Origin of the sequence: Mycobacterium persicum (genome assembly GCF_002086675.1) — a bacterium.
Classification (GTDB): Bacteria; Actinomycetota; Actinomycetes; order Mycobacteriales; family Mycobacteriaceae; genus Mycobacterium; species Mycobacterium persicum.
This window is the reverse complement of record NZ_MVIF01000006.1, coordinates 1-25,342: the sequence shown is the minus strand read 5'-3', so window position 1 is coordinate 25,342 and position 25,342 is coordinate 1. Positions and strand designations below refer to the sequence as shown.

The window sequence follows — 25,342 nt, the reverse complement described above, 5'->3', positions numbered from 1 at the left end:
AGTACCCAAAATCTTTCGGTCGATGCCCAGCGCGCCGGCATGGCACCACTCCATGAATGGCGCCGACGTGGCCTGAACCCATCGGTAACATGACGCTGCCCTCGACGCAATAACACCACTCATTGCCCGTCCAATGCCGGGCCAAGAGAATAGCTGGGTCGCCATCGCGATCATCGCCGTCTGGATAAGACAATGACGCCGATCGGCACCAAAACCACCAGACAGCCAAGAATCCACGCCAACGTCGGCGCCATGACCGACCATGTCACCGGTAAGACTTTCTTAGTGGTATCGCCCGCCAGAGCGCGCAACGCCTCGACAAACTGAGAGATGGGTTGATTACGCACGAACGGGTGAATCCATCGAGGAAACAGCCGGATTGGCATGAGACCGACTGACAACAGTCCGAAGATCAAGATCGGCAGGGACAGGAGAGGCACCATCGCGTCGGGGTTCTTGGTAGCGGTGCCCAGCAAATCAGCGGCTAGCGCCAGCACAACCCCGATGACGAGCACCAATACGCAAAAGCCAACGATATAAAGCGGTCCGCGATGAAACCGGAACCCGACCACGTAACCACTAATCAGCGATACCGACAGTCCCCAGCAGCATCGGTATAGAGCGACGGACACGCGAGCAAGCACCGGTGTCAACGGGGCAATTGGCATAGTGGCGAACCGTCGATTGATGCCTCGCAAGGCATCGGTGGCCGCTCGGAAACCCGTCCCGATTGCCGCAAAAGCGATGGCTTGCAATGCGACCAACGGCGTGATGTATTGCCCGATGCTGCTGGCTACTCCTGAGCCGCCGACGAACTGGTTCCACGGTTTAGCGAACGGTAGGTAAAAGCCCACCATGAACACCACCGGCGCCCCGACCGTGGTGAGTTTCTCTCCGACGCTCAGACTCGGCGAGATAAAGCGGCCAAAGAGCACCCACCCTTGGCGAAGCGTCAGCAGGCGTGGCGTCTTCACATTCGTACTCAGCCTCCACCAGGTTGCGTGCCGGGGCGGATCGATAACGCGGGAACTCATCGCAGAGCCCACTTCGTGAGATGGTGCGCCCTGCAGGGCTCGCCGGGATCCGGCAACCGGAGTCTCAGAGCGGCGTTGACTTGTTGCGGCGACTGTGATCCGAGCGCTGCGACATGCGGATCGAGATCCTTCCGCGGCGCATCTTGCCGCCGGTGATGCTGCCGATACATCCGCCGTTTGGCGGCGCCGTCGGTGATGAACCGTTCCGGTTTGACCTTGGTTTCATGGTCGAGGGCTCTCGGGCCGGGACATCTAATGGGGAAGAGCGTGTCCATGGTGCTATAGGATAGTATTGTTTACGAGTCATATGTACAGGCAGCAGCCCGCCGCGCCCTGCCAGGGCTATCGAGTTGGTGATTTACCGCGAATCAGCGCAATTCCGTACAGGGCTGCCGTGGATTGAACTGCCCCGGGCGTCGCGTCTGCCACGCCCAGTCCTAGTACCGGGGAGGCCGGCGGGCGCGGAAAAGTAACCGACTCCAATAGCATCATGCCTGTGAGGTATCAGATGAGAGGGGTTGGCTGATGTCGGGAACCGGAGAAGTGATCACCATCCTCCCCGTGAGCGAATGCTGGGAACTGCTGAAAAGCGTGACCTTGGGGCGGCTGGTCACCAGCGTGGACGGACGTCCGCAGATCTTCCCGGTGAACTTCGCTGTCCAGCGCCGCACCATCCTGTTCCGCACCGCGGAAGGCACCAAGCTGGTCAGCGCCGCGATGAACAACCAGGTGCTGTTCGAAGTCGACGATCACACTGCCGTCGAGGGCTGGAGCGTGATCATCCAGGGCAGGGCACGCTCACTTCGTAGCGACGAGGAGATCGAGGAGGCCGACCGCGCCCAGCTCTTGACCTGGATCGCAACCGAGAAAAAGCACTATGTGCGGATACTTCCCGACCTGGTGACCGGCCGTCGTTTCCGGTTCGATCGACCGAGCCCCTCAGAGCCGGTTCAGTGAGCTCGGCACCATGCCGTCGCGCGCTGCGCGGGGCATGAGTTCCAGCGACCAGCACCACCGGCGCGCCGGGGAGGTGGTGGGTGCACGACACTGCGTGGCGTCGCCCGCTCAGCACATGAAACATACGTAGTTAGCTGCAAAGAGATTCCGGCTTGATCAGTGGGTCCAATAAGTGGATCAGCCGATAGGCGATGCGGTGCGGCAGACCCCTGCGTGTGCCGTCGAAGATTTCCGGAAGCGGCGCGAATCCCAACGAAAGCCGCAGCGCATCAAGCTCTTTCGCGGTGGCAGGCATGTCAATGCTGAGCCGCTCGTCAACCCCACGTTGAGAGCGTCCGGACGCCGGAACGGCGCATAGACTAGCGAAGCTGTTTCGCGACCTGTCGACCCGCGCTCCGGGGCGGGGCTGCGGACGTCAACCGGTGCCGCGCATTGTCCTTCGACCAGCCGGTGACCCCCACCGCCTGGTCCAGGATTTTCCTTGTCCGTCTTGGACGCCTTCATGTACGCCGTGGCGAACTTCGCAGTGATCTCGCCACAAGACAACTTCGAAAACCCACTTCTCACGCCCGGGCGAGCATCACCCTTTCGTAATCATCTCTACGTGATACACAGAGGGTGTTTCGCGGGCATTTCTCGTGATGCTTACCGCTTGCTACACCCACCAGCATGGGGCAAGTTATGCTGTGCCGCGCACGTCAACGGACACTAATAGAGAATCGGCATGGCGCCGCAGGAGATTAGGGTTGATCCGGTCACACTTCACCATGGGTCGAAGCAGGTGCTCAGCGCCTTCGAGGAGGCCGCTGTGGAATTTTTCGACCATGACAACAACCTGGCCGAAGCGACACCGGGCTGGATAGGCGCCTCACAACGAGCGCTGAACGAGGTTTCGACCCGTTGGTGGATCCGACACCGCGATCACCTGTGGTCAGGGACGGAGCTTGGCATGGGCATGGGAGCAGGGGTGGCCGGCTACCTCGAAAACGAGGACGCATCGGTCCAGGCAATGACGTCGGTTGTGAGAGCACCGGGTGCTTGATGGAGCCGCTGACCCCTGACGACGTCAGGCGCTGGGATTTGTCGGCTATCCAGCAGGTGTTCAAGGTCGCAACCGACCGGGCCACAACGTTGCAGCGCCTGGGAGCCAACCTCCAAGAAGTTAAGGACATACTTTCGCAGTGGCACGGCGAAGGCGGAGAGGCATTTCATTCCAGCCTAGACAAGAATCGCACCGACATTGAAGCCGATGGGCAAGAATCTGCGCGGGTGGGTGCCGTGGTGCAGCGCGCCGAGGAAGACATCCGACAATGCAAATCCATGCTCAATAAGGTCGATGAGCTTGCCCGGGCGAACCACTGGACCATCACCCCTGACTGGCAGATCGACATCGGCAACACCGGCATCGGGCGCGGACACGACCTGCAATTCATCACCACCTTACAGCTACTTCAGGCAGACCTCGGCGAAGTCAGGATGCGCGCCCACGCCGCCGACCACGAACTGGCCACCGCCCTGCGGGCGGCGGTTGGCGAGGCCCCGCTCGACCAAACTCGACAGCCGACACCTTCTCCTGCAGTTGACAGTTCGCCCGAGGGCGTTACGGCCGAACAGTTGCGCCAGATAATGCCAACGCTATCGCCGGAAAAGACCGCGCAATATCTGCCCATGTTGAACAAAGCGATGGCGGAAGGGCAAATAAACACGCCACTGCGCCGTGCCGCATTCCTTGCTCAACTTGCGCATGAGAGTGGCGAGCTAAAGTGGTTCGAAGAGTTCGCGGATGGCTCGGCATACGAAGGCCGAACTGACCTCGGTAATATCCAGCTGGGTGACGGACCCCGATTCAAAGGAAGAGGCCCAATTCAGATCACTGGTCGCTCGAATTACACCCGAGCCGGACAGGCGCTTGGCGTTGATTTGGCCAATAACCCAGACCTGGCTGCACGCCCCGACATCGGCTTTCGTATTGCGCAGTGGTATTGGACCACCCACAACCTCAATACCCTCGCCGATGGCGGTCCCGCCAGCTTTGATGACATCACTCGCGCAATTAACGGCGGCCTAACCAATAAAGCCGACCGAGACCAGTATTACGCTACAGCATTGAGAGTTCTTGGAGCACATTAATATTGAGGCGACAGAGCAAGGTAATTGATCGCATGCTTCGGACATCATGTCGAATAGCCGCAACCATTCAAATTTGTGCGGCGCTGCTTGCCGGCTGCCAGGGACAGACGAAACCTCCGGCCGATGATTCGAATACAACGCGGGAGAGCCTCGTAGCCTACCGAGCTGCGGATGAGATGGGTCTAATCCAAGGAACCACGGTTATCGCCAAGGCCAGTGGAACGTATACCGAACCTTCTGGCACGCCACTGATCACTGACGATGGGCATTTCATATTCGCTCGCTCATCACCCGCCACACTAACCACGATTGACGTTCAGAATCGTCGAGTCAATACAGTGCCAATACCGACCGCCCAACGACTTGGCACCGGTGGTGGCAGCACGATTGTGTGGCTTGATGGGCATCAACAAGTCATGCAGCTAGATCTCACGAAGCCGTCGCACGGCGCCACCGTACGCCAGATTGTCGACCTACCTCCTTTAGCCAACTCTTTGATACCGCGCGACCCCATGCTGGTTGCCGCCCGCAACGGCACGGTGATTCTCGCGCGGGTGGAATCAGAGCCCTCTCCCTTCGGCGGCCCCGATACTCTTTTCGCAATCCGGTCGGGTTCGACCGTCCCATTAAGTAAAGCTGATACCAACACTCCGGTGTCAGTCGGCGCTGTCAGCCCGGACGGCGACAACTACGCCTTCGGCCTTTACCGACGATCGAGCAACGCGTGTGGCCAGGGGGCGGTCACGCTGGTCAAGCTGGCCGATCGGTCGCAACAGACCATAGAACTCAACCAGCCACCAAGCGAAGCAGTCGGATCTCAAATCTCCAAAATGTGGTGGCCGGCAGGCGGGCCCGCCACGCTGAGCTATTCCAGTTGGAACTGCTCCGATATGAGCACCACCGTTCCGCAGACCGTCTGGCAATTAGCTGGAGACCACTTGGTTCAGCAGAGCCCGGATCGGGCACTGGAAATCCTCAACCTGTCGCCGCATGAGCGCGCAATCATTATCCCTGAACAATCCGCGCAGCCCCAAGCATCTGGAACACTCGTCATCGAGATCAACGGAAAGCGGACCATGATCCACGCTCAGGTTAGTGACATCGCACACATTGGCGCTCAGCCTCCTCATGTCTAATCCGTGGGAGGGGAACCCCGACTTTCAACAACCAAAGCCCGGCCACGGTTGCATCGTTATGGGAGTGTCACCGGAAATTCGTCCGGCATCTGCTCCATTGTGAGGGGATTATTGACAACGGTGAGATCTCGAGGGGAATCTGCTTTGGATCCCCCGTGCGATTGGTATTTGCCGAAGGTTTCCTTCTCAGCAGCAGTTGTCAGCCGCATAACGGCTCAGCGCGCTCGATCGATTTCATCGACAGCCATGCGCACCACCGCCGGCACCGCGGCTGCCACCTGCGGTGTCAAACCGACGCCGGGGCCGGTATCGGCCGCTTCGACGGAGACCACCACCAGCGCGTCAGGCACCCGGTCAAGGGCCTGCCCCAATGCGTATGCGGCGGCGACGTCGACGCGATGCGAACTGATGGCCTCGGGTGACACCAGATCGCTGAGCGCACAACGGGTTACCCGGCCCGGCAGGGGCGGCGTGGCGACGGCGGCATCGATCACGATGGCTAGCCCAGCACCCGACCACGCCTCCAGCAGGCCCATGGGCTCCACAATGTCGGTCACCACCCGGATATCGGGCAACCCCAGTTCGTCGAGTGCGGCGGCGGCGACAACGCCCACGCCGTCGTCGCGGCGGTAGCGATTGCCCAGCCCGACGACGACAACCGGGCCCGCGGTCATCCGCGTTGCACCGTCAGCGTCAGGAAATGCGCGGAGCAGGAGATGCACGGGTCGTAGTTGCGGATCACCTTCTCGCACAGGGTGGTCAACTCGGCATCATCGAGCGCGAGGTTCGCCGAAACCACGCGAGCCAGGTCGTCCTCGATGGCCGCCTGGTTCTGAGAAGTGGGCGGGATGATCGTCGCCGCCAAAATCAGCCCGGCGTCGTCGATTTCGTATCGGTGGTACAGCAGGCCGCGGGGCGCCTCACTGACGCCGTGACCGACGCCCGCACGGACCGGCACCTCCACGAATGGGCGTGACGGCCGCTGGTATCCGTCAATGATGCGCAGCGCCTCCTCGAGTGCGTAGACCACCTCGACGGCACGAATAACAATGCTGCGGAAAGGATTTCGGCATTCACTCGACAGTCCAGCGGCTGCGGCGGCCTCGGCGGCGACCGGCGACAGCGCCGACGAATTGAGGCAATACCGCGCCATCGGCCCAGTCAGGTAGCGGCCACCGTCAAGGGTGGCATGCAGCGCGGTCGAATGCGGCACCTGCGACTCGTGCACGTGGCCGGTGAACTCGGCCACCGGGAACGACGGGCCGGCGCTGCGCGCGATGGCGCCGTTCTCGATCGCATACTGACCCGGCTGGCTCAACGCCAGCATCTCGTGGTCGAGCTCGAGGTCGGGAAAGTCGAACCCGGACACCCACTCCACCGTCGCCAACGCGTCGTCGAGCGCCCGGCGCAACAGCTCGGCCAGCGGCGCCAACTGCGACCGGTGGGGCACCGAGTAGAACCCGCCCAGACGCACGTTGATGGGATGTATCGACCGTCCGCCGAGGAAGTCCATCAGCTTGTTGCCGGCCTTCTTCAGCCGCAGCCCGCGCTCGACCGCCGCACGCTGGTCGCGGGCCAGGGCGATCACGTCTGGACAGCCGAGGAAGTCCGGCGCGTGCAGCAGGTAGACATGCAGGACGTGGCTGTGGATCCATTCGCCGCAGTACAACAGCCGGCGCAGCGCCACGAGCTCGGGATCCATCTCGACTCCGCAGGCCTGTTCGATCGCGTTGCAGGCACTGACCTGATAGGCGACCGGGCAGATGCCGCAGATCCGCGCGGTCAGGTCCGGTGGCTCGGTGTAAGCCCGCCCCCGCAGGAATGCTTCGAAAAACCTTGGCGGCTCGTAGATGTTGAGCTGCACGCTGTCCAGCGCGCCGTCCTTCAGCGTGACATGCAGCGCCCCTTCCCCTTCGACGCGGGTCAGGGTGCCGACGCTGAGCGTCCGGTCTTGCGGGGTCATCGGTCGCTCCGCGCATCGGCTCGTTCAGCGGCGAACGCGGTGACGTTGAACGTCGAAAACACCCGGTCGACATCCCCGTCGGACATCCCGTCGCGGCGCAGCAGCGGTATCAGCGTGGCGGTTTGCGGTGCCGCGGACGGACCGAAGCAGCCGTAGCAGCCACGATGATGGCTGGGACACAAGGCGCCGCAGCCGGCATGGGTGACCGGCCCCAGGCACGGAATGCCTTCGGCGACAACGATACACGTCGTACCACGCAGTTTGCATTCGGTGCACACCGTCTTGGCCGGCAGCCGCGGTTTGCGCCCGACCAGCAGCGCGGCCAGGGTGTCCAGCAGCTGTCCGCGGTCGATCGGACAGCCGTGCAGCTGGTAGTCGACCTTGACGTGTGCGGCCGCGGGCGTCGAAGTCGCCAAGGTGTCAATGTATTCCGGATTCGCATAGACCAGCGAGGTGAACTCGCCGACGTCGGCGAAGTTGCGTAGCGCTTGCACCCCGCCGGCGGTCGCGCACGCGCCGATGGTGACCAGTATCTTCGACTGGTCCCGGATCTCGCGGATGCGCTGCTCGTCGTGGTGGGTGGTGACGGATCCCTCGACCAGTGATATGTCGTACGGCCCGCCGACCATCGCGCTGGAGGCCTCGGCGAACGTGGCGATCCGCACCTGGTCGGCAAGAGTGAGCAGCTCGTCCTCGCAGTCGAGCAGGGTCAGCTGGCAACCGTCACACGAGGCAAATTTCCACACCGCCAGACTGGGACTCATCTACAGCTCCTTGACCCGTAGTAGCGGGCCGGCGACGTCGTACCCGACGACCGGTCCGTCCCGGCACACCAGTAATGGGCCCAGCTGGCAGTGGCCGCACCAACCGACACCGCACTGCATGTTCCGCTCCAGCGATACCCGAATATCTCGCGCCGCAACGCCTTTGGCGAGCAGGGCGTCTGCCCCGAACCGGAGCATGGGCTCGGGCCCGCACAGGAACGCGGTGGTGCGGTCGGGCCGCAGCGTGAGCCGGCGCAGCGGTTCGGTCACCAGACCGACTTCACCGCGCCAGTCCTGGACGGGCACGTCGACGGTCAGGTGGAGTTCGATGTGCGGGTCCTCCGCCCACTTTTCCAGTTGTGCGGCGAACAGAAAGTCGGTCTTGGAGCGGGCCCCCACGACCAGCATCAGCCTGCCGTAGCGGGTGCGGTTCGCCAACGCGCCAAGGATTGCCGGACGCAGCGGGCACAGTCCCACCCCGCCGGCCACCATCACCAAATCCCGTCCGGCCGCCTCGTCGAGTCCCCAGGTGGTGCCGAACGGCCCGCGCACCCCGATCAGGCTGCCCGGCCTGGCACCGTGCAGGGCGCGGCTGACCGCCCCGACCGCGCGGATGGTGTGGGTAATCGAGCCGTCGGTGACGGTGGGATCCCCGCTGATGGATATCGCCGCTTCGCCGACGCCGAATGCGTAGAGCATCATGAATTCACCGGGTTGCGGCGCGGGAAGTACCGCATCGAGCGGCTCCAGACACAACGTCGCCGCATCCGGGCTTTCCACCACCCGGCTGCGTACCCGATACGGGACCGGCGCCATCGCGGACGGCGGCAAGGCGCTGGTCACCGGGACGCCTCCCTCAGTCATCGCGGGCCATCTTGTTCATTTCCTCGGTGATGTCGATGCCGGTGGGGCACCAGGCAATGCAACGCCCACAGCCGACGCAGCCCGACATGTCGAACTGGTCATGCCAAGTACCCAGCTTGTGGGTGAGCCAGTGCCGGTACCGCGACGCGCCGGACCGGCGCACACTGCCGCCGCCGTGGACATAGGTGAAGTCGAATTCGTAGCAGGACGCCCAATGCTGCCAGCGTTCGGCGTGCTCACCGGTCAGGTCGGTGACGTCTTCGGTGCTGGTGCAATAGCAGGTCGGGCACACCATCGTGCAATTGCCGCAGGTAAGGCAGCGACTGGCCACCTCTTCCCACTGCGGCGACTCGCGTGACCGGACAAGTAGCTCACGTAGATCAGTGTCCGGCATCTGCCGTCCCATCCGATGCGATGCGGCCTCGACATCGGCGCGCGCGCAATCGATTTCGTCGCCGCCAGCCGGCCGGTGCGGCAGCGCCGCGAGCACGTCGGCGCCGTCTTGGCTACCGACGTCCACCAGGTAGGTCATCCCCTCGGCGCCGACGCGCTCGGTCAACGCCAAGTCGTAACCGGGTCCGACTGCCGGTCCGGTGCCCATCGAGGCGCAGAAACACAGCCCGCCCGGTTCGGTGCAATTCACCGCGACCACGAAAGCCTGACGCCGGCGGCCGACGAAGGTGCTGTCGGCGTATGCCGCACTACCCAGCACCCGGTCGAGCGTCGCGATCGCGGCCAGATCGCAGCCGCGCACGCCGAGGAAGGCATACCGCGGAACATCCTCGGATTCGGTGGCGCCGAACCCGTCCCGGGTGCCAGCCCACAACCGCTGCCGCGGCGGGTGCAGGAACTGTTTCCACGACTGCGGCCCGGCCGAATGCCCGAACGCCGCGTCGTCGTCGCGCCGGCGCACCCGATAGTGCCCCGGCGCCACGTCGACGCCCCAACCACGCGGAAGATCGTCGGCCGAGTCGAGTTCGGCGAGCACAATCGCGTTGTCGCGCAACGTCGGACCAATGACACGATAGCCCCGCTGGATCAGCACCTCGACCAGGCGGTGCAACCCGACGGTGTCCAGCAATACAGCCTTGGAGTCTTCCCCATGTCTGGTCATCGACACGTCATCAGCCTATTTCACAAACGCTGGCGAATGCTGCGGCATCTGAATCTTGTCCCGGCACAGGTGTTCAATACCGATTCCTCCGGCCACCGTCGTCCTGCAGGCAACTGAGGTCGCGCTCCCATGCGGCATCGCGTGCCCGGTCGAGCCGGGAGCGGACCGAGCCGACCACTAATGACATCGCGGCCCCGCAGGTCAGCACGATCAGCACCGAGGTGACGACCGCGTCCACGCCCGCATGCCACCTCGGTGTCGGTGGCCGGACCAGGTTGCCGTCCCGGTCCACCCAGATTTCGACGCGCTGCCCCACATTGAGCGGAGCACTGTGCCGGAACGAGCCGGTGCGCTCGCCGGCCGCCGCCGCCCAGCGCACGTGTACGACAATGCCTTCGGAGTTCGGGTCGTGGGTGGCACCGGTGACCGTGGCCGTCACCGGGTGCCGTACCTGTGCCTGCGCGGCGTATTGGTGGTCCCGGGCGTCGAGGACCTCAGCGCCTACGATAGCGGCGGCAGGTATCAGCAAAAGCGACGCGACCAGCACGACCAGCAGCAGCAGGGCTTCCAGACGGTCGGTGCGCCGAAGCAGCGGATTGCGACCGACCAAGCGGGCGAGCCGCCAACAGCGCGGGTCTATGGTGAACGTCTCCATCGCAACTTCCTGAAACTTCTTGCGGGCCTTGGGAATCGGACGGCTATTCAGTGACGGATTTCTCGCCGTCGGCAATCCACTCGACGATCTCGGAGAGGTCACGTCGCGGCGTCGACGGCAATGGGTCGGCATTGATGGGCGCCCAGCCCACCCGCAGCAGCATCTGCGGATACTGGCTATCGCCGAAGACATCGGCACGAACCGCCGCACGTGTTTCGGCGATTTCCAGCGGTTCGGTGACCGGGCAGCTGGCCAGGCCCATCGCCGTCGCGGTCAACAGCACGACGCTGGTTGCCTCACCGGCGCGTAGCTGAGCCAGCCGATCGTCGGTGCGCGTTCCCAATGCCAGCATCACCGCATTGTCGTCGGCGGGCGAGACATCCGGCGGCATGGCCAGCTCCGGGCCGGCGAAACGCCGGCTGGGTATCGGCGCCGCAGGGTCGGGTATGGGCGTATTGCGGGCGGGAACACCGACCGCCGAGGCGTGCCGGCCACTCCACGCGGTAAGCTCGGCGAGATAGTCGGCATCGGATGCGTGGTCCCAAACCGATTTCGCCACAACGGCATTCAGCTTGTCCATGGCGTCGACCTGATGTAGCGTCACCCCATTGCGGGCCGCTCGCGCAGCCATCAACGCTATGTCGCTGACCGGCACCGGCCAGAAACTGTAGTGCCGCCGATCGGTTCGCCGCCGCGGTATCGCCGCGGCCAGCATGATGTCCAACTGATCGGCGTTCTGACGAGACACTTCGATGGAGGCAAGATGACTCGGGTCCGCAGGATTGGGCACCCTACACACTTTGGCTTGCCAACCCGTCGCGGCCAGGGCGATGATGCAGTGGTTCAGTGCCGCACCGCAACTCAGGATCAGGTCACGCCCTTCCGGGTCGGTGGTGGGCAACTGCAGGCCGGTGTCGGCGTAGAGATGCAGGGACGCTTCCCCCACCCGCCACCGCCACGGCTGCGTGTTGTGCACAGACGGCGCCCGAGAGGCCAGCGTCAGGACCGTGCGGACTGTGCCGGCATCCGGAAAATGCGCAGTCATGGTCGTTACTCCTTTCGGTCGGCGGAGTCGTCGTATCAACGATTGCGCAATCACATCGGCGGGACGAGGGCACGGCGTCCTTGCAGCGAAGGACTTTGTGCCATTGCCGAATCGGCGAACGTCCTCTCGGCGCCACGCCGGCGAAGGGATTCAGGAGTTGGGTGCTTGCGCGCTGGCGGGCCGCGGCGGCGGCCCGGTCGCGGCGTCGTCTTCGGCGAGGGTGAAGTAGCTTTCCTCTTCCTGCACAAAGTGCAACCGCAACAGCGCATACAGGCCGTACAGGCAGGCCAGCAGGTCGTCGACTTGGTCATGCCGAATTGCCCCGGCCGACTGCGCCAGCGCCAGGTGGGTCGCGATCCGATCGGATAGCCGCTGGATTTCGGCATGGGTGCGGCTCATGGTGGCGGTGGCTTCACCGCTGCCCAGCGGACGCGCCAGCGCCGGGTAAAGCTGGGCCTCCTCCGCCTGTTCGTGCGGCAGGATCCGCTCGGTCAGCAGGGTATGCGCCGCGGTCAACGACGCCAGCGCCGCGGCATCAGGCCCGGCAGCCACCCGATCGGCGGCGGTGCGCAGCAGCCCGATGGTGTCACGCAGCTGGTCGTGTTCGTCCGCGAAGCGGTGCAGCAACTGCTCGGTACCCGCGGCCAAGCGCAACTCGGTGTCTGGGTTACCGCGTAACGCCCGAAGCGCGTTGCCGATCACCGCGATATCGATACCCTCTTGCAACAATGCACCGGCCGCAGGCGGCAGCCAGCCCAGCGCCGCGATCGCCATGGCCAGCAGCGACAGGCTCATGCCGACGACCGCGCTCTGCACCGCGATCCGCCGCGACCAGCGCGCGATGTCCATCGCATCGGCCAGCCGATCGAGCCGATCGGTGGTCAACACGATGTCGGCGGCCTCCGAGGACGCGGTGGCTCCCCGGGCGCCCATCGCCACCCCGACGGTGGCCGCCGCCAGCGCGGGGGCGTCGTTGACGCCGTCACCGACCATCACCGTCACCGCGCGTTCGGATTCGGCGCGCACCGCGGCGAACTTGTCGGCCGGGCTCTGGTCGGCGTAGACCTCGTCCAGGCCCAGAATCGTGGCGACCTCCCGCGTCGGTTCGGCCCGGTCGCCGGTGAGCAGGATCAGCCGGTTCAGCCCGGCCTCGCGCAATCGGCGCACGGTGCGCGGCGCGTGCCGGCGCAATGGGTCGCGCAGTAACACCGCCCCGGCCGGGTCGCCGTCGACGCAGACCCAGGCGATCGCCGCGCTGTCCAACCGGGCCCGGTTGATCGCGGCTCGCACCCAGGCGCCGGTCAGGGCGTCGGCGGCCGACTTGCCGACCGTGATCCGATGCCCGTCGATGTTGGCGGTGACACCGCGGCCCGGCTCTTCGGCGACTTCAGCCGGGAGCGACAAGCGCAGACCCCGGCTGAGCGCTTCGGTGACGATGGCCTCGGCCAGGACGTGCGGGGAAAGCTGGTCCACCGAGGCGGCCAGCCGCAGCGTCTCGGTGGCGTCCCGGCCGGGGGCAGCCACCACGTCGACCACAACAGGACGCCCCATCGTCAGCGTGCCGGTCTTATCCATCACCAAAGTCGTTGCGTGCCCGAGGTTTTCCAACGCGACTCCGCTGCGGATCACCACCCCGGCCCGGGACGCCCGAGACAGCCCGGAGACGATCGCCACCGGCGCGGCCAGCAGCAGCGGACACGGGGTTGCCACCACCAGAACCGCCACGGCGCGGACGGCCGACCCGCTCGCCAGCCAGGCAGCCGCGGCCAGCAGCAGCGACAGCGGCAGGAACCATGCCGCGTAGCGGTCGGCCAACCGCACGATCGGTGCGGTCTCCGCACCCGCCTGCTGCGCCATTCGGACAATGCCGGCGTAGGTGCTCTGGTCGGCGGTTTTGGTGGCGCGCAGCTCAAAAGCGCTGCCGGCGTTGACCACACCGCTGCGGACCGGTTCGCCGACCGCACGTTCCACCTGCAGCGGCTCGCCGGTCAGCGCGGACTCGTCAAGGACGGCTACCACGTCGACGATGCGCCCGTCCACGGGGACCACCTCACCCGGGCCGACAACGACAATGTCGTCGACGACCACGTCCGCCAACGGGACAAGACTGACCTGGGTGCCGGCACGTCGCCTTGCAAACCGCGGCGCACGCTCGAGCAGCGACCGCAGGTCGCGCGACGCGCGGCGTTCGGCGGCCGCATCGAGGGCACGACCACTTGCCAGCATCACCGCGATCAATGCGCCGGCCACGTATTCGCCCACCAGCAGGGTGCCGATCAGTGACAACACCGCGATGACGTCGACGCCGATGCGGCCCCGGCGCAACGCGGCCATGACCCAGACCGAGGCCGGCACGACGGCCAGTGCGGTACCCGCGATCCAACAGCCGTCGGCCAGGCGGCGCTCGCCAAGCAACCAGGCGATCCCGCCGGCGGCCAATAGACCTACGGTCGACACCACCAGTGCCGGTTCGATCAATCGGCGAACTCGCGATAGCCACCGGTCGCCCGAAGTTGCGGTATCGCCAACCACCTCGAAAATCCTATCGCTTGCCGATACTTTCGACGTCCACCACAGCCGGGCCCGATACAGCGCAACGAATCCGCAATCGAGTTCACCAGCTCGACGTTGGCCCTGCTAGGGCCGTAATGCCCAGCTCCCCCGGGTCCTTGGACTCCGGGCCTGGCCGGGCCGACGTCGACGCATTTCGTGATTCACGAGCCGGGTGCTGCGTACAATCACGCGCCGATAGGTCTAGCCGTATACCCGGCCGCGGGACGAGCACCGAAGGAATCCGATGCCGATAGTCAGGTTGCTGGTCGTCGTCTTCGCGCTCAGTTGGCCGGGGATCGTGGCATGCGGGTCGCCGCAAAAGCCGGCGCCACGCCCGTCGGCTTCGAGTTCCACCTCGACGACGGTCAACACGACCACTGCGAGCACCAGCCAACCCGGTACCACTGCGTCACCGTCAGCTCCCACCACCACCGCACCGTGTGTGGGGTTGTCGATCTGTCCACCGCCGCCGCCGGACGCCGAGGGCAATCCCGCGTGTTTCTATTCCGACGGCTGGCAGGCGACGTCGTCCGGGGCCGGCATCGAGGTGTGGTATTTCCATGAGCCGCAGAACATGGCAAAGCCCGACAAAGTGACCGCGGTAGTGCGCAAGAAGGACGGCACCATCGAGTCCCAGGAAGCCGATATCGAAGCGGGGCAACAAGTACACCGCTTCGAGTTTGCGACCATCAACCAATCTGCGGTCGCAGAGGTGTTTTTCGACAGCAGCGCCGGCCGGTGCTTCGTCATCGGGCCGGGCAGCTGACGATCTCAGTGTCGTTCTCCTGACACATCGCGCCGCGAGGCGCCGATGAGTTTCTGCATCAGCCGGTGCCCGCCGAGGACTATCGCGGCACGATCGGGTCCACTGCCGCGGTGCACCGCGGCGGCGTTGTCTCCGGTGATGAACACCGGGCCGGATGCCAAGTTCTGCAAACCCTCGCGCGCTGCGTCGGCGGGTTCGGCCACCGAGATCCCGGGCACGTCGAAGTTCAGGCCGGCTCGCTCCATGGCCGGCGTGCGGGTCACCCCCAGCACCAACTCGAGAACGTCAACCCCGCAGTCGCGCAGCTCCAGCCACAGGCTCTCGGCGAACAGCCGACTGAACGCCTTGACGCCGGCATACACCGACTGCCGCATCGAGCCGTATGTCGCTGCGCTCGAACCGATCAGCAGGATGCCGCCGCGACGGCGGGCGCGCATCGGCCGGCCGAAGTGATGTACCAGTTCGAGCATCCGGGTCACGTTGAGGTCGACGACTCGAGCGATGTCGGTCAGATCGGCGTCGAGGAACTTCTGCCGGCAGGTGTTGGCGCCGGCGTTGTAGATCAGCAGGCCGACCTCCAGGTCGGCCGTTTCCGCGCTGATCCGCCAAATCGATTCAGTATCAAGAAGATCCACGGCAATCGTATGCACCTGCACACCGATCTCCCGGCACCTGTCCGCGGTGTCGGCCAGCGGTCCCGGCTTGCGCGCGATCAGCACCAGGTTCAGCCCGGCACCGGCCAACTGCGTGGCGAATTCCGCGCCTACGCCCTCCGAACCACCGGCGATCACCGCCCACGGGCCGTACTTCGCGACGTCGGGCATGGTTCCTCCTCCGCGCTGAAGCCAGCACCACGTGGCATCGGCGAAAGCCACCAGTTCTATTCGGGCACCGCGATCGGGTTAGCGCAAGACCGAGTCCTTACAGTTTCCGTCATGAGCACCGTCTTGGACATCGCCAGCAACGGACCGACCCGGGTCTGGACGATCAACCTGCCCGATGTCGGCAACGCGATCACCGGCAAGGATTTCATCGCCGCATTCGAAACCGCCGTCGACGACGCTAACGCCGACACCAGCCTCTGCGCGGTCATTTTGACCGGAACCGGCAAGATCTTCTCCGCCGGCGGCAACGTCAAGGAGATGGCCGACCGCGACGGGATGTTCGGGCTGGACGCGATCGATCAGCGGCACGCCTATATCGACGGGATCCAGCGGATCCCGCGGGCTTTGACCCGGCTCGAGGTTCCGTTGATCGGCGCGATCAACGGGCCGGCCATCGGCGCCGGCTGCGACCTGGCGATGATGTGCGACGTTCGGGTCGCGTCGGAACGCGCCTGGTTCGCCGAGAGCTTCGTGCAGCTCGGGCTGATCCCCGGCGACGGCGGCACCTGGTTTCTGCAGCGGATCGTCGGCTACGAACGCGCCGCAGAGATGACGTTCACCGGCGACCGGGTGGACGCCCCGACCGCCCTGCAGTGGGGCATGGTGAGCCGCGTGGTACCACACGAGGAACTGCTGGCCGAAGCACAGGCGCTGGCCGACCGCATCAGCAACAACCCCGCCCACGCATTGCGGATGGCCAAGCGGCTGCTGCAGGAGTCACGGACCGGATCCCTGGAGTCGACGCTGGGGATGGCCGCGGCTATGCAACCGCTGGCCCATCGCGACCCCGAGCACCAGCACCGCATCGCCAAGTGGAAGACCCGTTGATGGCACCGCCCAGGTTGGTGCCGCCCGCCGTCGTCGACCCCTCGGGCACCGACGCGTTGCGGGCCGAGGTTCGCGCGTTTCTCGCCGAGCAATTGGACGCCGGAGCATTCACCCCGTCCGTCGATGCCTGGCTGACGCAGTGGGACGAGCAGTTCACCGCGGCGCTGGCGGCACGCGGCTGGCTGGGCATGACCGTGCCCGTCGAATACGGCGGCCACGGACGCTCATTTGTGGAGCGGTTCGTCGTCACCGAAGAACTGCTGGCAGCCGGTGCTCCGGTGGCCGCGCATTGGGTCGCGGACCGCCAAATCGTGCCGTCGCTGCTCAAATACGGTACCGATCAACAGAAGTCGCATTTCCTGCCGCGGATTGTGCGTGGCGAGTGCTTTTTCGGCATCGGCATGAGCGAACCCGATTCCGGCTCCGACCTGGCCAGTGTGCGCACCCGGGCCGAGCGCGTCGCCGGCGGCTGGTCGCTGTCGGGCACCAAGGTCTGGACGTCGGGCGCCCATCGCGCACACGCATTCATCGTGCTCGCCCGCACCGCACCGGTGGATCGAGCCGATCGCCACGCCGGGCTCAGTCAGTTCATCGTCGATCTGCGCTCGGCCGGCGTCGAGATCCGTCCTATCATCTCGATGAACGGCGACCACCATTTCAACGAGGTCATCCTCGACAAAGCGTTCGTGCCCAACGGCATGGTGTTCGGCGAAATCGGCGACGGTTGGCAGCAGGTGACATCGGAGCTGAGTTTCGAGCGCAGCGGGCCCGAACGCTTCCTGTCGACCTTCGTACTGCTGGCTTCGGCCGCCGAAAACATGGCCCTGCAACGGCTTTCGTATGATGTCAATCTGGGGCGGCTGGTGGCGCGGGTTGCCGGGCTGCATCAGATGTCGGCCGCGGTGGCGGGTGCGCTGCAACGCCATGAACGGGCCGACGTCGCCGCGGCGGTGGTCAAGGTGCTCGGCACCACCGCCGAAGGCGACATCGCCGACTTCGCCGACCGCCACGCAGGCGGTGATTCGCACTACGCCGATCTGGTGTCGCGGGCGATCGACCAGCGTCCGGGGTTCACGCTGCGCGGCGGCACCAACGAGGTGTTGCGGGGTGTCATCGCGCGGGGGCTGGGGCTGCGATGACGACCGTCGATCCAACCGGCCCGGTCGACCCCGCCCTGGCCGAGATGATGGACGCCGTCTTCGCGGGTTATCGCGAAACCCATCCTGGGGGCGTGGCGCGTGACGCGGCACTGTGGGGACGCCTCGATGATCTCGGCCTGGTGCGGCTCACTGGGTCCGAAGAGTCCGGCGGCAGCGGTGCCGGCTGGTACGAAGCGGCCGAGCTGCTTGCCGCGGCGGTTCGCCATGCGGTGCGAATTCCGTTGGCCGAGCACGATTTGTTGGCGTGCTGGCTGCTGCAGGCCAACCGGATGCCCGCCGACAGCGCGGTGCGGACGGTGTGTCTGCTCGACGACCGGGGCATTGCCGAAGACGTGCCCTGGGCCAGCGGCGCAGACCGGATCGTGGTGGTCTGGCACACCGGCTCCGGATACCAGCTGGCCGACGTTGCGGCAGAATCGCTCGTTATCACCGCTGGTACCAACCTGATCGGTGAACCGCGCGACACGGTATCGGCGGATCCCGCCGTGCTGCGCGGGGTTCCGGTTGCCATGCCGGTGGTGGCGACGCTGTCGCGCAGGTCTGCGCTGGTGCGGGCGATCCAGGTGTGTGCGGCACTGGACCGGATTGTGCAGCTGTCCATCGAGCATGCGACTTCACGGGTCCAGTTCGGCCGGCCGCTGTCGAAATTTCAGGCGATCCAGCACCTGATCGCCGACATCGCCGCCGAGGCCGCCCTCGCCCGGGCCGCGACGGAGTCCGCGCTCACCGCCGCGGTTCGCAGCGAGTGGTCCGCGCCGAACCTGGATTTCCTTGTCGCCGTTGCGCGTTCGTGTGCGGGTCAGGCCTGTTCGGTCGTGGTGCGCAATGCTCACCAGGTCCATGGCGCGATGGGTACCACGCACGAACACCGCCTGCACGAGTACACCCGCGCGGCACTGGCGTGGCGCTCGGAGTTCGGTTCGGTCCACTACTGGGACGAGCAGGTCACCCGCGCGGCACTGAAAGCGGGGTCGGCCGGCCTCTGGAGCCTGATAACCGGGTGACGCCAGGCGCTTTTCGCCGGGCGTAACGCCACGGCGAAAAATCGCGCTGCTCGATATCGCTCTGGCGTTACGCTCACGCTGCGCGTCAGGCCGGCTCCCCCTAACCGGCGTCGAGAACCGGTCCGCCGGCAGCCGATGCCCCCCTGGCGACCACGATCGGCATCGACGTTGCGGCGTCGGTGCGCAGGATGGTGTGCACCACATTGACCAGATCCTCGACCGGCATTAACTTGCCCGGCATAGTGCCGGCGGACAGCCACAATGGATAGGCCTTCCTGGCAAGATCGCCGTCCCAGCCGATGTTCATTCCGGTCCGTGCATCGCCCTCGCCGCCGGCGCACTCGCCCACGATGAGGCAGGTGAACCCGATACCGGGGTGCTCGGCTCGCCATGCCTCGACGAGCCGTTGAAGAGCCGCCTTGCTGACCCCGTACGCGCCGAGCCCGGGCCACGGCGGTGTGTAACCACCCGTGTCGGATGACAAGTAGACCGCCTTGCCCGAGGCGGCGGCCAAGTGTGGCACCGCTGCCGCGGTCGCCACCGCCGCACCAATGACGTTGGTGTCGAAGACTTGCCGCCAGGTGTCGGCATCGGTATCGACCAGGCGGACCAGTGGACTGATGGCCGGGGCGTAGACGAGGTTGTCGATGCCGCCGAGCGCCTCGGCGGCCGCGGCGATAGCCGCTCGGCACGACGCCTCGTCGGTGACGTCGCATTCCAGGGCAATGGCACCGGGGCCGGCTTCGTTGGCAGCGGCCTGGGTTCGCTCGAGCCGCCGCGCGAGCAGCGCGACGTCGTCGCCGCGCTGCGCAAGTCCGATGCCGATACAGCGCCCCAGGCCGCTCGAGGCGCCGATGACCACCGTTTTCGACATAGCCGCCTCCTACCCCAAGCGTTGACCATGTGCGACGAGTCCCGCCAAAGCCACAGCGTATCGGGTCGCCGAAACTGTGTTATTGCAGACAAAGTGCGAGTACGGGCCTGCGAAATTACAGGCTCGGCGAGACGGCTGGTCGGGCAGCCGATCCGAAACGCTACTGCCCGGCAATGCCGGCGACAGCGGACTGGCTCGGCAATTCGTTCGCGGCTTGCAGCACCACCGCGCTGCGCGCATCGACGGTGAGCGTTGCCGCGGCGGGCAATTCGTCGCAGGGCGCCAGCCGCCGGGCACCGGTGTAGATCACCGTGCGCCACCTCTCGCCGAATTTGGCTGGTGGCAAGGTGAATTCGATCGGCTCGTGGTGGGCGTTGAAGCACAGGACGAACGAGTCGTCGAGCACCCGCTGACCCCGTAGGTCGCGGTCGGGGATGCCGTGGCCGTTGAGGAACACCGCGATGGATTTCGCGTAGCTCGCGCCCCAGTCCTCCTCGGTCATCTCCGATCCGTCGGCGGCGAACCAGGCGATGTCGGGCACACCGTCCTCGCCGCGACGGCCCACCGGCTTGCCGGAAAAAAACCGGCGCCTGCGAAATACCGGATGGTTGGCCCGCAGCGCCGACACCGCGCGGGTGAAATCCAGCAGGCCGGTGTCGGCCTCGGCCCAATTGACCCAGGTGATTTCGTTGTCCTGGCAGTAGCCGTTGTTGTTCCCGTTCTGGGTGCGTCCGAGTTCGTCGCCGTGGCAGATCATCGGCACGCCCTGGGACAGCAGCAAGGTGGTGAGGAAGTTGCGCTGCTGGCGGCTTCGCAGCTCGTTGACGCCGGGATCGTCGGTCGGTCCCTCCACGCCGCAGTTCCACGAGCGGTTGTAGCTCTCGCCGTCGTTGTTGTCCTCGCCGTTGGCCTCGTTGTGCTTGTCGTTGTAGGAGACCAGGTCGCGCAGCGTGAACCCGTCGTGGGCGGTGACGAAGTTGATCGAGGCCACCGGCCGGCGCGCGGTGTGCTCGTAGAGATCGGCAGATCCGGACAGTCGGTAAGCGAACTCGTCGAGGGTGGCGGGCTCACCGCGCCAAAAGTCGCGGACGGTGTCGCGGAATTTTCCGTTCCACTCCGTCCACTGCGGCGGGAAATTGCCCACCTGGTAGCCGCCGGGTCCGACATCCCAGGGCTCGGCGATGAGTTTGACCTGGCTCACCGTCGGATCCTGTTGGACGAGTTCGAAAAACGTTGCCAGCCGGTCGACTTCGTAGAACTCCCGGGCCAGCGTCGCGGCCAGGTCGAACCGGAAGCCGTCGACGTGCATCTCGGTCACCCAGTAGCGCAACGAATCCATGATCAGCTGCAGCGAGTGCGGATGACCGACGTTGAGGCTGTTGCCGGTGCCGGTGTGGTCGAGGTAGTAGCGCTTGTCGTCGTCGACCAGCCGGTAGTAGGCGGCGTTGTCGATTCCGCGCATCGACAGCGTCGGGCCCAGGTGGTTGCCCTCGGCGGTGTGGTTGTAGACCACATCGAGGATCACCTCGATGCCCGCCTCGTGCAGGGTGCGCACCATCGCCTTGAACTCCTGCACCTGCCCACCTGCCGACGTGGCGCTGGAATACTTCGGGTCGGGCGCAAAGAACGAAATGGTGTTGTAGCCCCAGTAATTCGAGAGCCCCTTCTCGACCAGGGTGGAGTCGTTGGCGAAGTGGTGCACCGGCATCAGCTCGATCGCGGTGACACCGATGCTGGTGAGGTGCTCGACGATCGCCGGGTGGGCCACCGCGGCGTAGGTGCCGCGTAGGTGCTCCGGGATGTCCGGGTGCGTTTGCGTCAGGCCTTTGACGTGAGCCTCGTAGATGACGGTGTCGGCGTAGTGGTGATTCGGCGGGCGGTCGGTGCCCCAGTCGAAGTAGGGGTTGATCACCACGGCTTTGGGCATACTGGCCGCCGAGTCGTCCTCATTGCGGCTCTCCGGGTCGCCGAAGGTGTAACCGAACAGCGACTGGTTCCAGTCGAAAATGCCGTCGATGGCCTTCGAATACGGGTCCAGCAGCAACTTACTCGGATTGCACCGGTGCCCGGCGCGGGGGTTGTAGGGACCGTGGACCCGATACCCATAGCGCTGGCCGGGTTCGATGGTCGGCAGGTAGGCGTGCCAGACAAAGGCGTCGACCTCGGGCAGGGTGATCCGGGTCTCGGTGCCGTCGGCGTCGAACAGGCACAGCTCGACCCGCTGGGCGACCTCGCTGAACAGCGCGAAATTCGTGCCGGCGCCGTCGTACGTCGCGCCCAGCGGGTAGGCCCGGCCGGGCCAAACCTCGAGAGTGGGCGTGGGGGCGACGACGGGAGCGCTGGTCATGGCGCAGTTGATACCCCGTCGGTGCCGCGGCCAAACCCGGCCCAGGTTATCCCCGTCGGCTTCGGTCGACGTCAGCCGGATACGAAACGCCTTGCGGGGGAAGCGATTTCGCGGAGCACCGAGCTGACTCGGCTGGCGGCGCGCACTGCGGCGCCCGTAGTCGGCGGTCACCGAGGTTGAACAAATCTAGAGATTTATCTACCCATTGCACAAATTCTCTGATATGTTCATCAGGTCGACCCACCGCCCCGGTGGCGACCTAGTCCAGACCCGCCGCCCCGGCGGCGACCTAGTCCAGAAGGGAAACATCATGGGGACCACCGCAATGGGAGCAGTAATAGCGTCTCCGGTCGAACGATGGCGAGACCGTAAGCGACACCTGTGGCTGGTGGGACTCGTCCTGCCCACGGCGTTGCCGGTGAGCGTCGCGGTTGCCTGGGCATTCGGCAAACTCGGCTGGAACGCCGCCACTCCGGTGTTGTGGTGGGTAGGGCCACTGCTGCTCTACGTCCTGTTGCCCATCCTGGACCTGTTCTTCGGCCCCGATGGCCAAAACCCGCCCGACGAGGTGATGGAGCGACTCGAGAACGACAAGTACTACCGCTACTGCACCTACGCGTTCATTCCGTTCCAGATGGTCAGCCTGGTGCTGGCGTGCTACCTGTGGACGGCCGACGACCTGAGCTGGCTCGGCATCAGCGGCGGCCTCGGCCTGATCTCCAAGATCGGCCTGACGCTGACCATCGGCGTCGTCGGCGGGGTGGGCATCAACACCGCCCACGAGTTGGGGCACAAGCGCGAGAACCTCGAGCGATGGCTGTCCAAGATCACCCTCGCCCAGACGGTGTACGGACACTTCTACATCGAGCACAACCGCGGCCATCACGTGCGGGTGGCCACCCCGGAGGACCCGGCCAGCGCGCGATTCGCGGAAAGCTTCTGGATGTTCTTGCCGCGCAGCATGTTCGGCTCACTGAAGTCGGCCTGGGAACTGGAAAAGACCCGCATGCAGCGGATCAACCAGCCCAGCTGGAGCCTGCGCAACGACGTGCTCAACGCCTGGGTCATGTCGATCGTCCTGTTCGGCGGGCTGACCGCCGTATTCGGGTGGCAGGTGCTGCCGTTCCTGATCATCCAGGCGTTCTACGGCGCGTCGCTGCTGGAATCGGTCAACTACCTCGAACACTACGGTCTGCTACGGCAACGAACCGCTTCCGGGCGCTACGAACGGTGCGCGCCGGTGCACAGCTGGAACTCCGACCACATCGTCACCAACATCTTCCTCTACCACCTGCAGCGGCACAGCGATCATCACGCCAATCCCCTGCGCCGCTATCAGACGCTGCGCAGCATGGCCGGCGCCCCCAACCTGCCCAGCGGGTACGCCACCCTGATCACCCTGACCTACCTCCCACCGCTGTGGCGAAAGGTGATGGACCACCGCGTAATCGAGCACTACGGCGGTGACATCACCAAGGTGAACATCGATCCGCGCAAGCGTGACAAAGTCCTGGCCCGCTACGGAATCCGGTGATGGCCGCCGTCCATGCGCGGGCTCGGCCCGCGGGTACCGAACCCGGCCCCGCGGGCACGACGCCCAAAGCACGGTCGATGCGCACTAATCTCAGCCTCATGGTCGAGACCGAGCCATCGCGAAACCGCAACCCGTATCAGAGCACCGCGTTGAGCCTGATGCACAACGGGGTGCTCGACGCGCTGCACGGCCTACTGCTCCAACGGAAGTGGTCGTCGATCACGATGGCCGACGTGGCATCGGCGGCCGGCGTCAGCAGGGGAACCATCTACAACGAGTTCCAGTCACGACGCGGCCTGGCGCGTAGCTATGCCCTTCGGCTGACGGACACCATCGTCACCGGAATGCGAACGGCTATAGACGAACACCACGGCGACGGCTACGGCGCCATGCGGACGGTCTTTCGCGACTTCTTCGACCGCGTCGACCATGATCCCCTTGTCCAAGTATTGCGAACCGAAGACGCACCCAACGACATTCTCCGATTGATCACGGTCGAGAGCCAGTTCCTGGTCGACCATGCCTCGGGCCAGCTGTCGCAGACCTTCCAGCACAGCTGGGTCAACGCCGACGAATACGACGCGACGGTGATGGGCCAGGCCGTGGTCCGGGCCGCCCTGAGCTTTCTCGCGCTGCCCCCGGCCGACGCCGACGAAGCCGCGCGGGGCATGGCGCGCCTGCTCACGCCGTTCGTCGAAGCGATCGGTGGCCAGCGCATGTCTGAAACCGACCGGCATTGACCATTGCACCCGGGACCGAAACACGTTGTCAGGCAGGCGTTACCCGTTCAATCTCCGACGCGGATCATCAACCGGCTTGTTACCGGATGGCATCCGGTGGCGACGATATTGACTGCTAATTCCTGCACGATCCCCTTGACGACCACGGTGGGCGTGCCCACGAACGCCAGTGAACCGCACGAAACGTGCAACGTTCCCTGGTAGCTGGTTCCGTTCCAGTGCACCACCCCCGAACCGCCTGGGGTGACAATCGTCGCGTCGCAACCAGGGCAATCGGAACGCACCGGTTGGGTCCATGGCCCGTTGTCGAACTTGTAGGTGCCGCTGAAGAGCGGCCCCGGTTGGGCGGCCGGGAAGGTAGGTGCGGCGGGCGGGGGAACGGGTTGGTTACGGGGGATGTCGTTGGTGGCGGTGGTTCCGGCCGGACGGTCGAACGCTTGGCCGGTCACGACGTCGACGAGGACGAAGGTAGTAATGGTTGAGGCGCTGGGTTGGACGGCCGCCAGGGCTTCGGAGTCGTAGCCTGGCCAGGCTGTGCCGAGGGGTTGGGCATCGCCTGATAGCGAGATCGGCGCGGTGAGGGGGTTGCCGCAGTAGCAGCGGGCGCGCGGGACTCCGTGGGCGTCGACGAATGCGGCTGTGCCGGTTTGCAAGACAGATTGCAGGGTGGTGGGGCGGCTTCCGTCGAATCCGTGGTTGGTGACGCGGGTGTCTAGGCGCAGTAGTACCGGGGTGAGTTCGCGCAAATACGTGGGGATGTCGGCGGGGGTGAGGGGGTGACCGCCGCTCCAGAACAGGCTCGGATCGCTATTGAGCGCTTCCACGAAGGCCCCTGCCTGAGCGGGGTGGCTGCTCAGGAAGGTGATCATTTTGTCGCGGTCGCATTCGGCGTTGTTGAGCGTGCCGCCGTAGAGGCCGTCGCGGTCGCCGGGCAGTGGCTGGGTGGCTATGGGGGTGCCGCCGTTGTGTGGTTGCAGAGAGGGTGGGGAT

25 protein-coding genes are annotated in these 25,342 nt (G+C 65.4%); 10 read left to right on the top strand and 15 right to left on the bottom strand.

Annotated features, from left to right (window positions below; translation table 11 throughout):
- Positions 1–170: 170 nt before the first annotated feature.
- The gene (locus tag BST40_RS03570; RefSeq protein ID WP_075545455.1) at positions 171–1,034 is read right to left on the bottom strand and encodes an ABC-2 transporter permease; all 864 of its coding nucleotides are present in this window, start codon (positions 1,032–1,034) and stop codon (positions 171–173) included.
- Between the two features lie 525 nt (positions 1,035–1,559).
- On the opposite strand from BST40_RS03570, the gene BST40_RS03565 reads away from it, so the two are divergent.
- Complete coding sequence (locus tag BST40_RS03565) at positions 1,560–1,991, top strand: pyridoxamine 5'-phosphate oxidase family protein (protein WP_075545454.1); 432 nt, start codon at positions 1,560–1,562, stop codon at positions 1,989–1,991.
- Between the two features lie 130 nt (positions 1,992–2,121).
- Here the strand turns inward: BST40_RS03565 and BST40_RS29965 are convergent, their stop codons facing one another.
- Complete coding sequence (locus BST40_RS29965; protein WP_158006296.1) at positions 2,122–2,286, bottom strand: hypothetical protein; 165 nt, start codon at positions 2,284–2,286, stop codon at positions 2,122–2,124.
- 513 nt (positions 2,287–2,799) lie between these two features.
- Between BST40_RS29965 and BST40_RS03560 the strand changes: the two genes are divergently transcribed.
- The 3 genes from BST40_RS03560 to BST40_RS03550 all read left to right on the top strand — a co-directional run bounded on the left by BST40_RS03560 (position 2,800) and on the right by BST40_RS03550 (position 5,257).
- Positions 2,800–3,033, top strand: a complete 234-nt coding sequence (locus BST40_RS03560) for an RNA 2'-phosphotransferase (protein WP_131808248.1) — start codon at positions 2,800–2,802, stop codon at positions 3,031–3,033.
- Positions 3,033–4,121: a glycoside hydrolase family 19 protein gene (locus BST40_RS03555; protein ID WP_075545453.1), complete on the top strand. Its 1,089-nt coding sequence runs from the start codon at positions 3,033–3,035 to the stop codon at positions 4,119–4,121. Before BST40_RS03560 ends, BST40_RS03555 begins: the two co-directional genes overlap by 1 nt.
- A 338-nt stretch (positions 4,122–4,459) precedes the next feature.
- Positions 4,460–5,257, top strand: a complete 798-nt coding sequence (locus BST40_RS03550) for a hypothetical protein (RefSeq protein ID WP_131808247.1) — start codon at positions 4,460–4,462, stop codon at positions 5,255–5,257.
- Positions 5,258–5,472: 215 nt separating this feature from the next.
- On the opposite strand, the gene BST40_RS03545 is transcribed toward BST40_RS03550, so the two are convergent.
- From BST40_RS03545 to BST40_RS30680, 9 genes are all read right to left on the bottom strand, one after another.
- Positions 5,473–5,931, bottom strand: coding sequence for a hydrogenase maturation protease (locus BST40_RS03545; RefSeq protein WP_075545451.1), 459 nt, complete (start codon positions 5,929–5,931; stop codon positions 5,473–5,475).
- Positions 5,928–7,220 carry a Ni/Fe hydrogenase subunit alpha gene (locus BST40_RS03540; protein ID WP_075545450.1) on the bottom strand — a complete coding sequence of 431 codons (1,293 nt, stop codon included), beginning with the start codon at positions 7,218–7,220 and terminating at the stop codon, positions 5,928–5,930. The genes BST40_RS03545 and BST40_RS03540 overlap by 4 nt, the downstream gene beginning before the upstream one ends.
- Positions 7,217–7,984 carry an NADH-quinone oxidoreductase subunit B family protein gene (locus BST40_RS03535; protein ID WP_075545449.1) on the bottom strand — a complete coding sequence of 256 codons (768 nt, stop codon included), beginning with the start codon at positions 7,982–7,984 and terminating at the stop codon, positions 7,217–7,219. Before BST40_RS03535 ends, BST40_RS03540 begins: the two co-directional genes overlap by 4 nt.
- Positions 7,985–8,848: an FAD/NAD(P)-binding protein gene (locus BST40_RS03530; RefSeq protein WP_075545448.1), complete on the bottom strand. Its 864-nt coding sequence runs from the start codon at positions 8,846–8,848 to the stop codon at positions 7,985–7,987.
- Positions 8,841–9,962 (bottom strand): 4Fe-4S dicluster domain-containing protein, encoded by a 1,122-nt coding sequence (locus BST40_RS03525; RefSeq protein ID WP_075545504.1) that lies wholly within the window; start codon positions 9,960–9,962, stop codon positions 8,841–8,843. Before BST40_RS03525 ends, BST40_RS03530 begins: the two co-directional genes overlap by 8 nt.
- Positions 9,963–10,035: 73 nt before the next feature.
- Positions 10,036–10,617: an Rv1733c family protein gene (locus BST40_RS03520; RefSeq protein WP_075545447.1), complete on the bottom strand. Its 582-nt coding sequence runs from the start codon at positions 10,615–10,617 to the stop codon at positions 10,036–10,038.
- A gap of 43 nt (positions 10,618–10,660) precedes the next feature.
- Positions 10,661–11,662: an Acg family FMN-binding oxidoreductase gene (locus BST40_RS03515; protein ID WP_083153457.1), complete on the bottom strand. Its 1,002-nt coding sequence runs from the start codon at positions 11,660–11,662 to the stop codon at positions 10,661–10,663.
- A gap of 150 nt (positions 11,663–11,812) precedes the next feature.
- Complete coding sequence (locus BST40_RS03510; RefSeq protein ID WP_083153455.1) at positions 11,813–14,194, bottom strand: heavy metal translocating P-type ATPase; 2,382 nt, start codon at positions 14,192–14,194, stop codon at positions 11,813–11,815.
- Between the two features lie 222 nt (positions 14,195–14,416).
- Positions 14,417–14,644, bottom strand: a complete 228-nt coding sequence (locus tag BST40_RS30680) for a hypothetical protein (protein WP_162877233.1) — start codon at positions 14,642–14,644, stop codon at positions 14,417–14,419.
- 19 nt (positions 14,645–14,663) lie between these two features.
- Here BST40_RS30680 and BST40_RS03505 point away from each other — a divergent pair, with 19 nt between their 5' ends.
- The gene (locus BST40_RS03505; RefSeq protein WP_240316454.1) at positions 14,664–14,981 is read left to right on the top strand and encodes a hypothetical protein; all 318 of its coding nucleotides are present in this window, start codon (positions 14,664–14,666) and stop codon (positions 14,979–14,981) included.
- 5 nt (positions 14,982–14,986) lie between these two features.
- Here the strand turns inward: BST40_RS03505 and BST40_RS03500 are convergent, their stop codons facing one another.
- Positions 14,987–15,805 (bottom strand): SDR family NAD(P)-dependent oxidoreductase, encoded by an 819-nt coding sequence (locus BST40_RS03500; protein WP_075545444.1) that lies wholly within the window; start codon positions 15,803–15,805, stop codon positions 14,987–14,989.
- 111 nt (positions 15,806–15,916) lie between these two features.
- On the opposite strand from BST40_RS03500, the gene BST40_RS03495 reads away from it, so the two are divergent.
- From BST40_RS03495 to BST40_RS03485, 3 genes are read left to right on the top strand one after another with little or no spacing between them, the layout of a single operon-like run.
- The gene (locus BST40_RS03495) at positions 15,917–16,693 is read left to right on the top strand and encodes a crotonase/enoyl-CoA hydratase family protein (protein WP_075545443.1); all 777 of its coding nucleotides are present in this window, start codon (positions 15,917–15,919) and stop codon (positions 16,691–16,693) included.
- Entirely contained in the window at positions 16,693–17,832 is a 1,140-nt protein-coding gene (locus BST40_RS03490; protein ID WP_083153522.1) for an acyl-CoA dehydrogenase family protein, read from the top strand. The genes BST40_RS03495 and BST40_RS03490 overlap by 1 nt, the downstream gene beginning before the upstream one ends.
- Positions 17,829–18,857 carry an acyl-CoA dehydrogenase family protein gene (locus tag BST40_RS03485; RefSeq protein ID WP_083153453.1) on the top strand — a complete coding sequence of 343 codons (1,029 nt, stop codon included), beginning with the start codon at positions 17,829–17,831 and terminating at the stop codon, positions 18,855–18,857. The genes BST40_RS03490 and BST40_RS03485 overlap by 4 nt, the downstream gene beginning before the upstream one ends.
- 100 nt (positions 18,858–18,957) lie before the next feature.
- Here the strand turns inward: BST40_RS03485 and BST40_RS03480 are convergent, their stop codons facing one another.
- Positions 18,958–19,719: an SDR family oxidoreductase gene (locus BST40_RS03480; protein WP_208618898.1), complete on the bottom strand. Its 762-nt coding sequence runs from the start codon at positions 19,717–19,719 to the stop codon at positions 18,958–18,960.
- A 172-nt stretch (positions 19,720–19,891) separates the two neighbouring features.
- Positions 19,892–22,078 carry a glycogen debranching protein GlgX gene (gene glgX / locus BST40_RS03475; RefSeq protein ID WP_075545501.1) on the bottom strand — a complete coding sequence of 729 codons (2,187 nt, stop codon included), beginning with the start codon at positions 22,076–22,078 and terminating at the stop codon, positions 19,892–19,894.
- 310 nt (positions 22,079–22,388) lie between these two features.
- Here glgX and BST40_RS03470 point away from each other — a divergent pair, with 310 nt between their 5' ends.
- Positions 22,389–23,612 carry an alkane 1-monooxygenase gene (locus BST40_RS03470; protein ID WP_075545500.1) on the top strand — a complete coding sequence of 408 codons (1,224 nt, stop codon included), beginning with the start codon at positions 22,389–22,391 and terminating at the stop codon, positions 23,610–23,612.
- Between the two features lie 98 nt (positions 23,613–23,710).
- Entirely contained in the window at positions 23,711–24,352 is a 642-nt protein-coding gene (locus BST40_RS03465; protein ID WP_241780147.1) for a TetR/AcrR family transcriptional regulator, read from the top strand.
- A 47-nt stretch (positions 24,353–24,399) separates the two neighbouring features.
- Here BST40_RS03465 and BST40_RS29960 read toward each other — a convergent pair.
- A partial coding sequence (locus BST40_RS29960; RefSeq protein ID WP_083153449.1) for a DUF6777 domain-containing protein occupies positions 24,400–25,342 on the bottom strand: 943 nt, incomplete at its 5' end.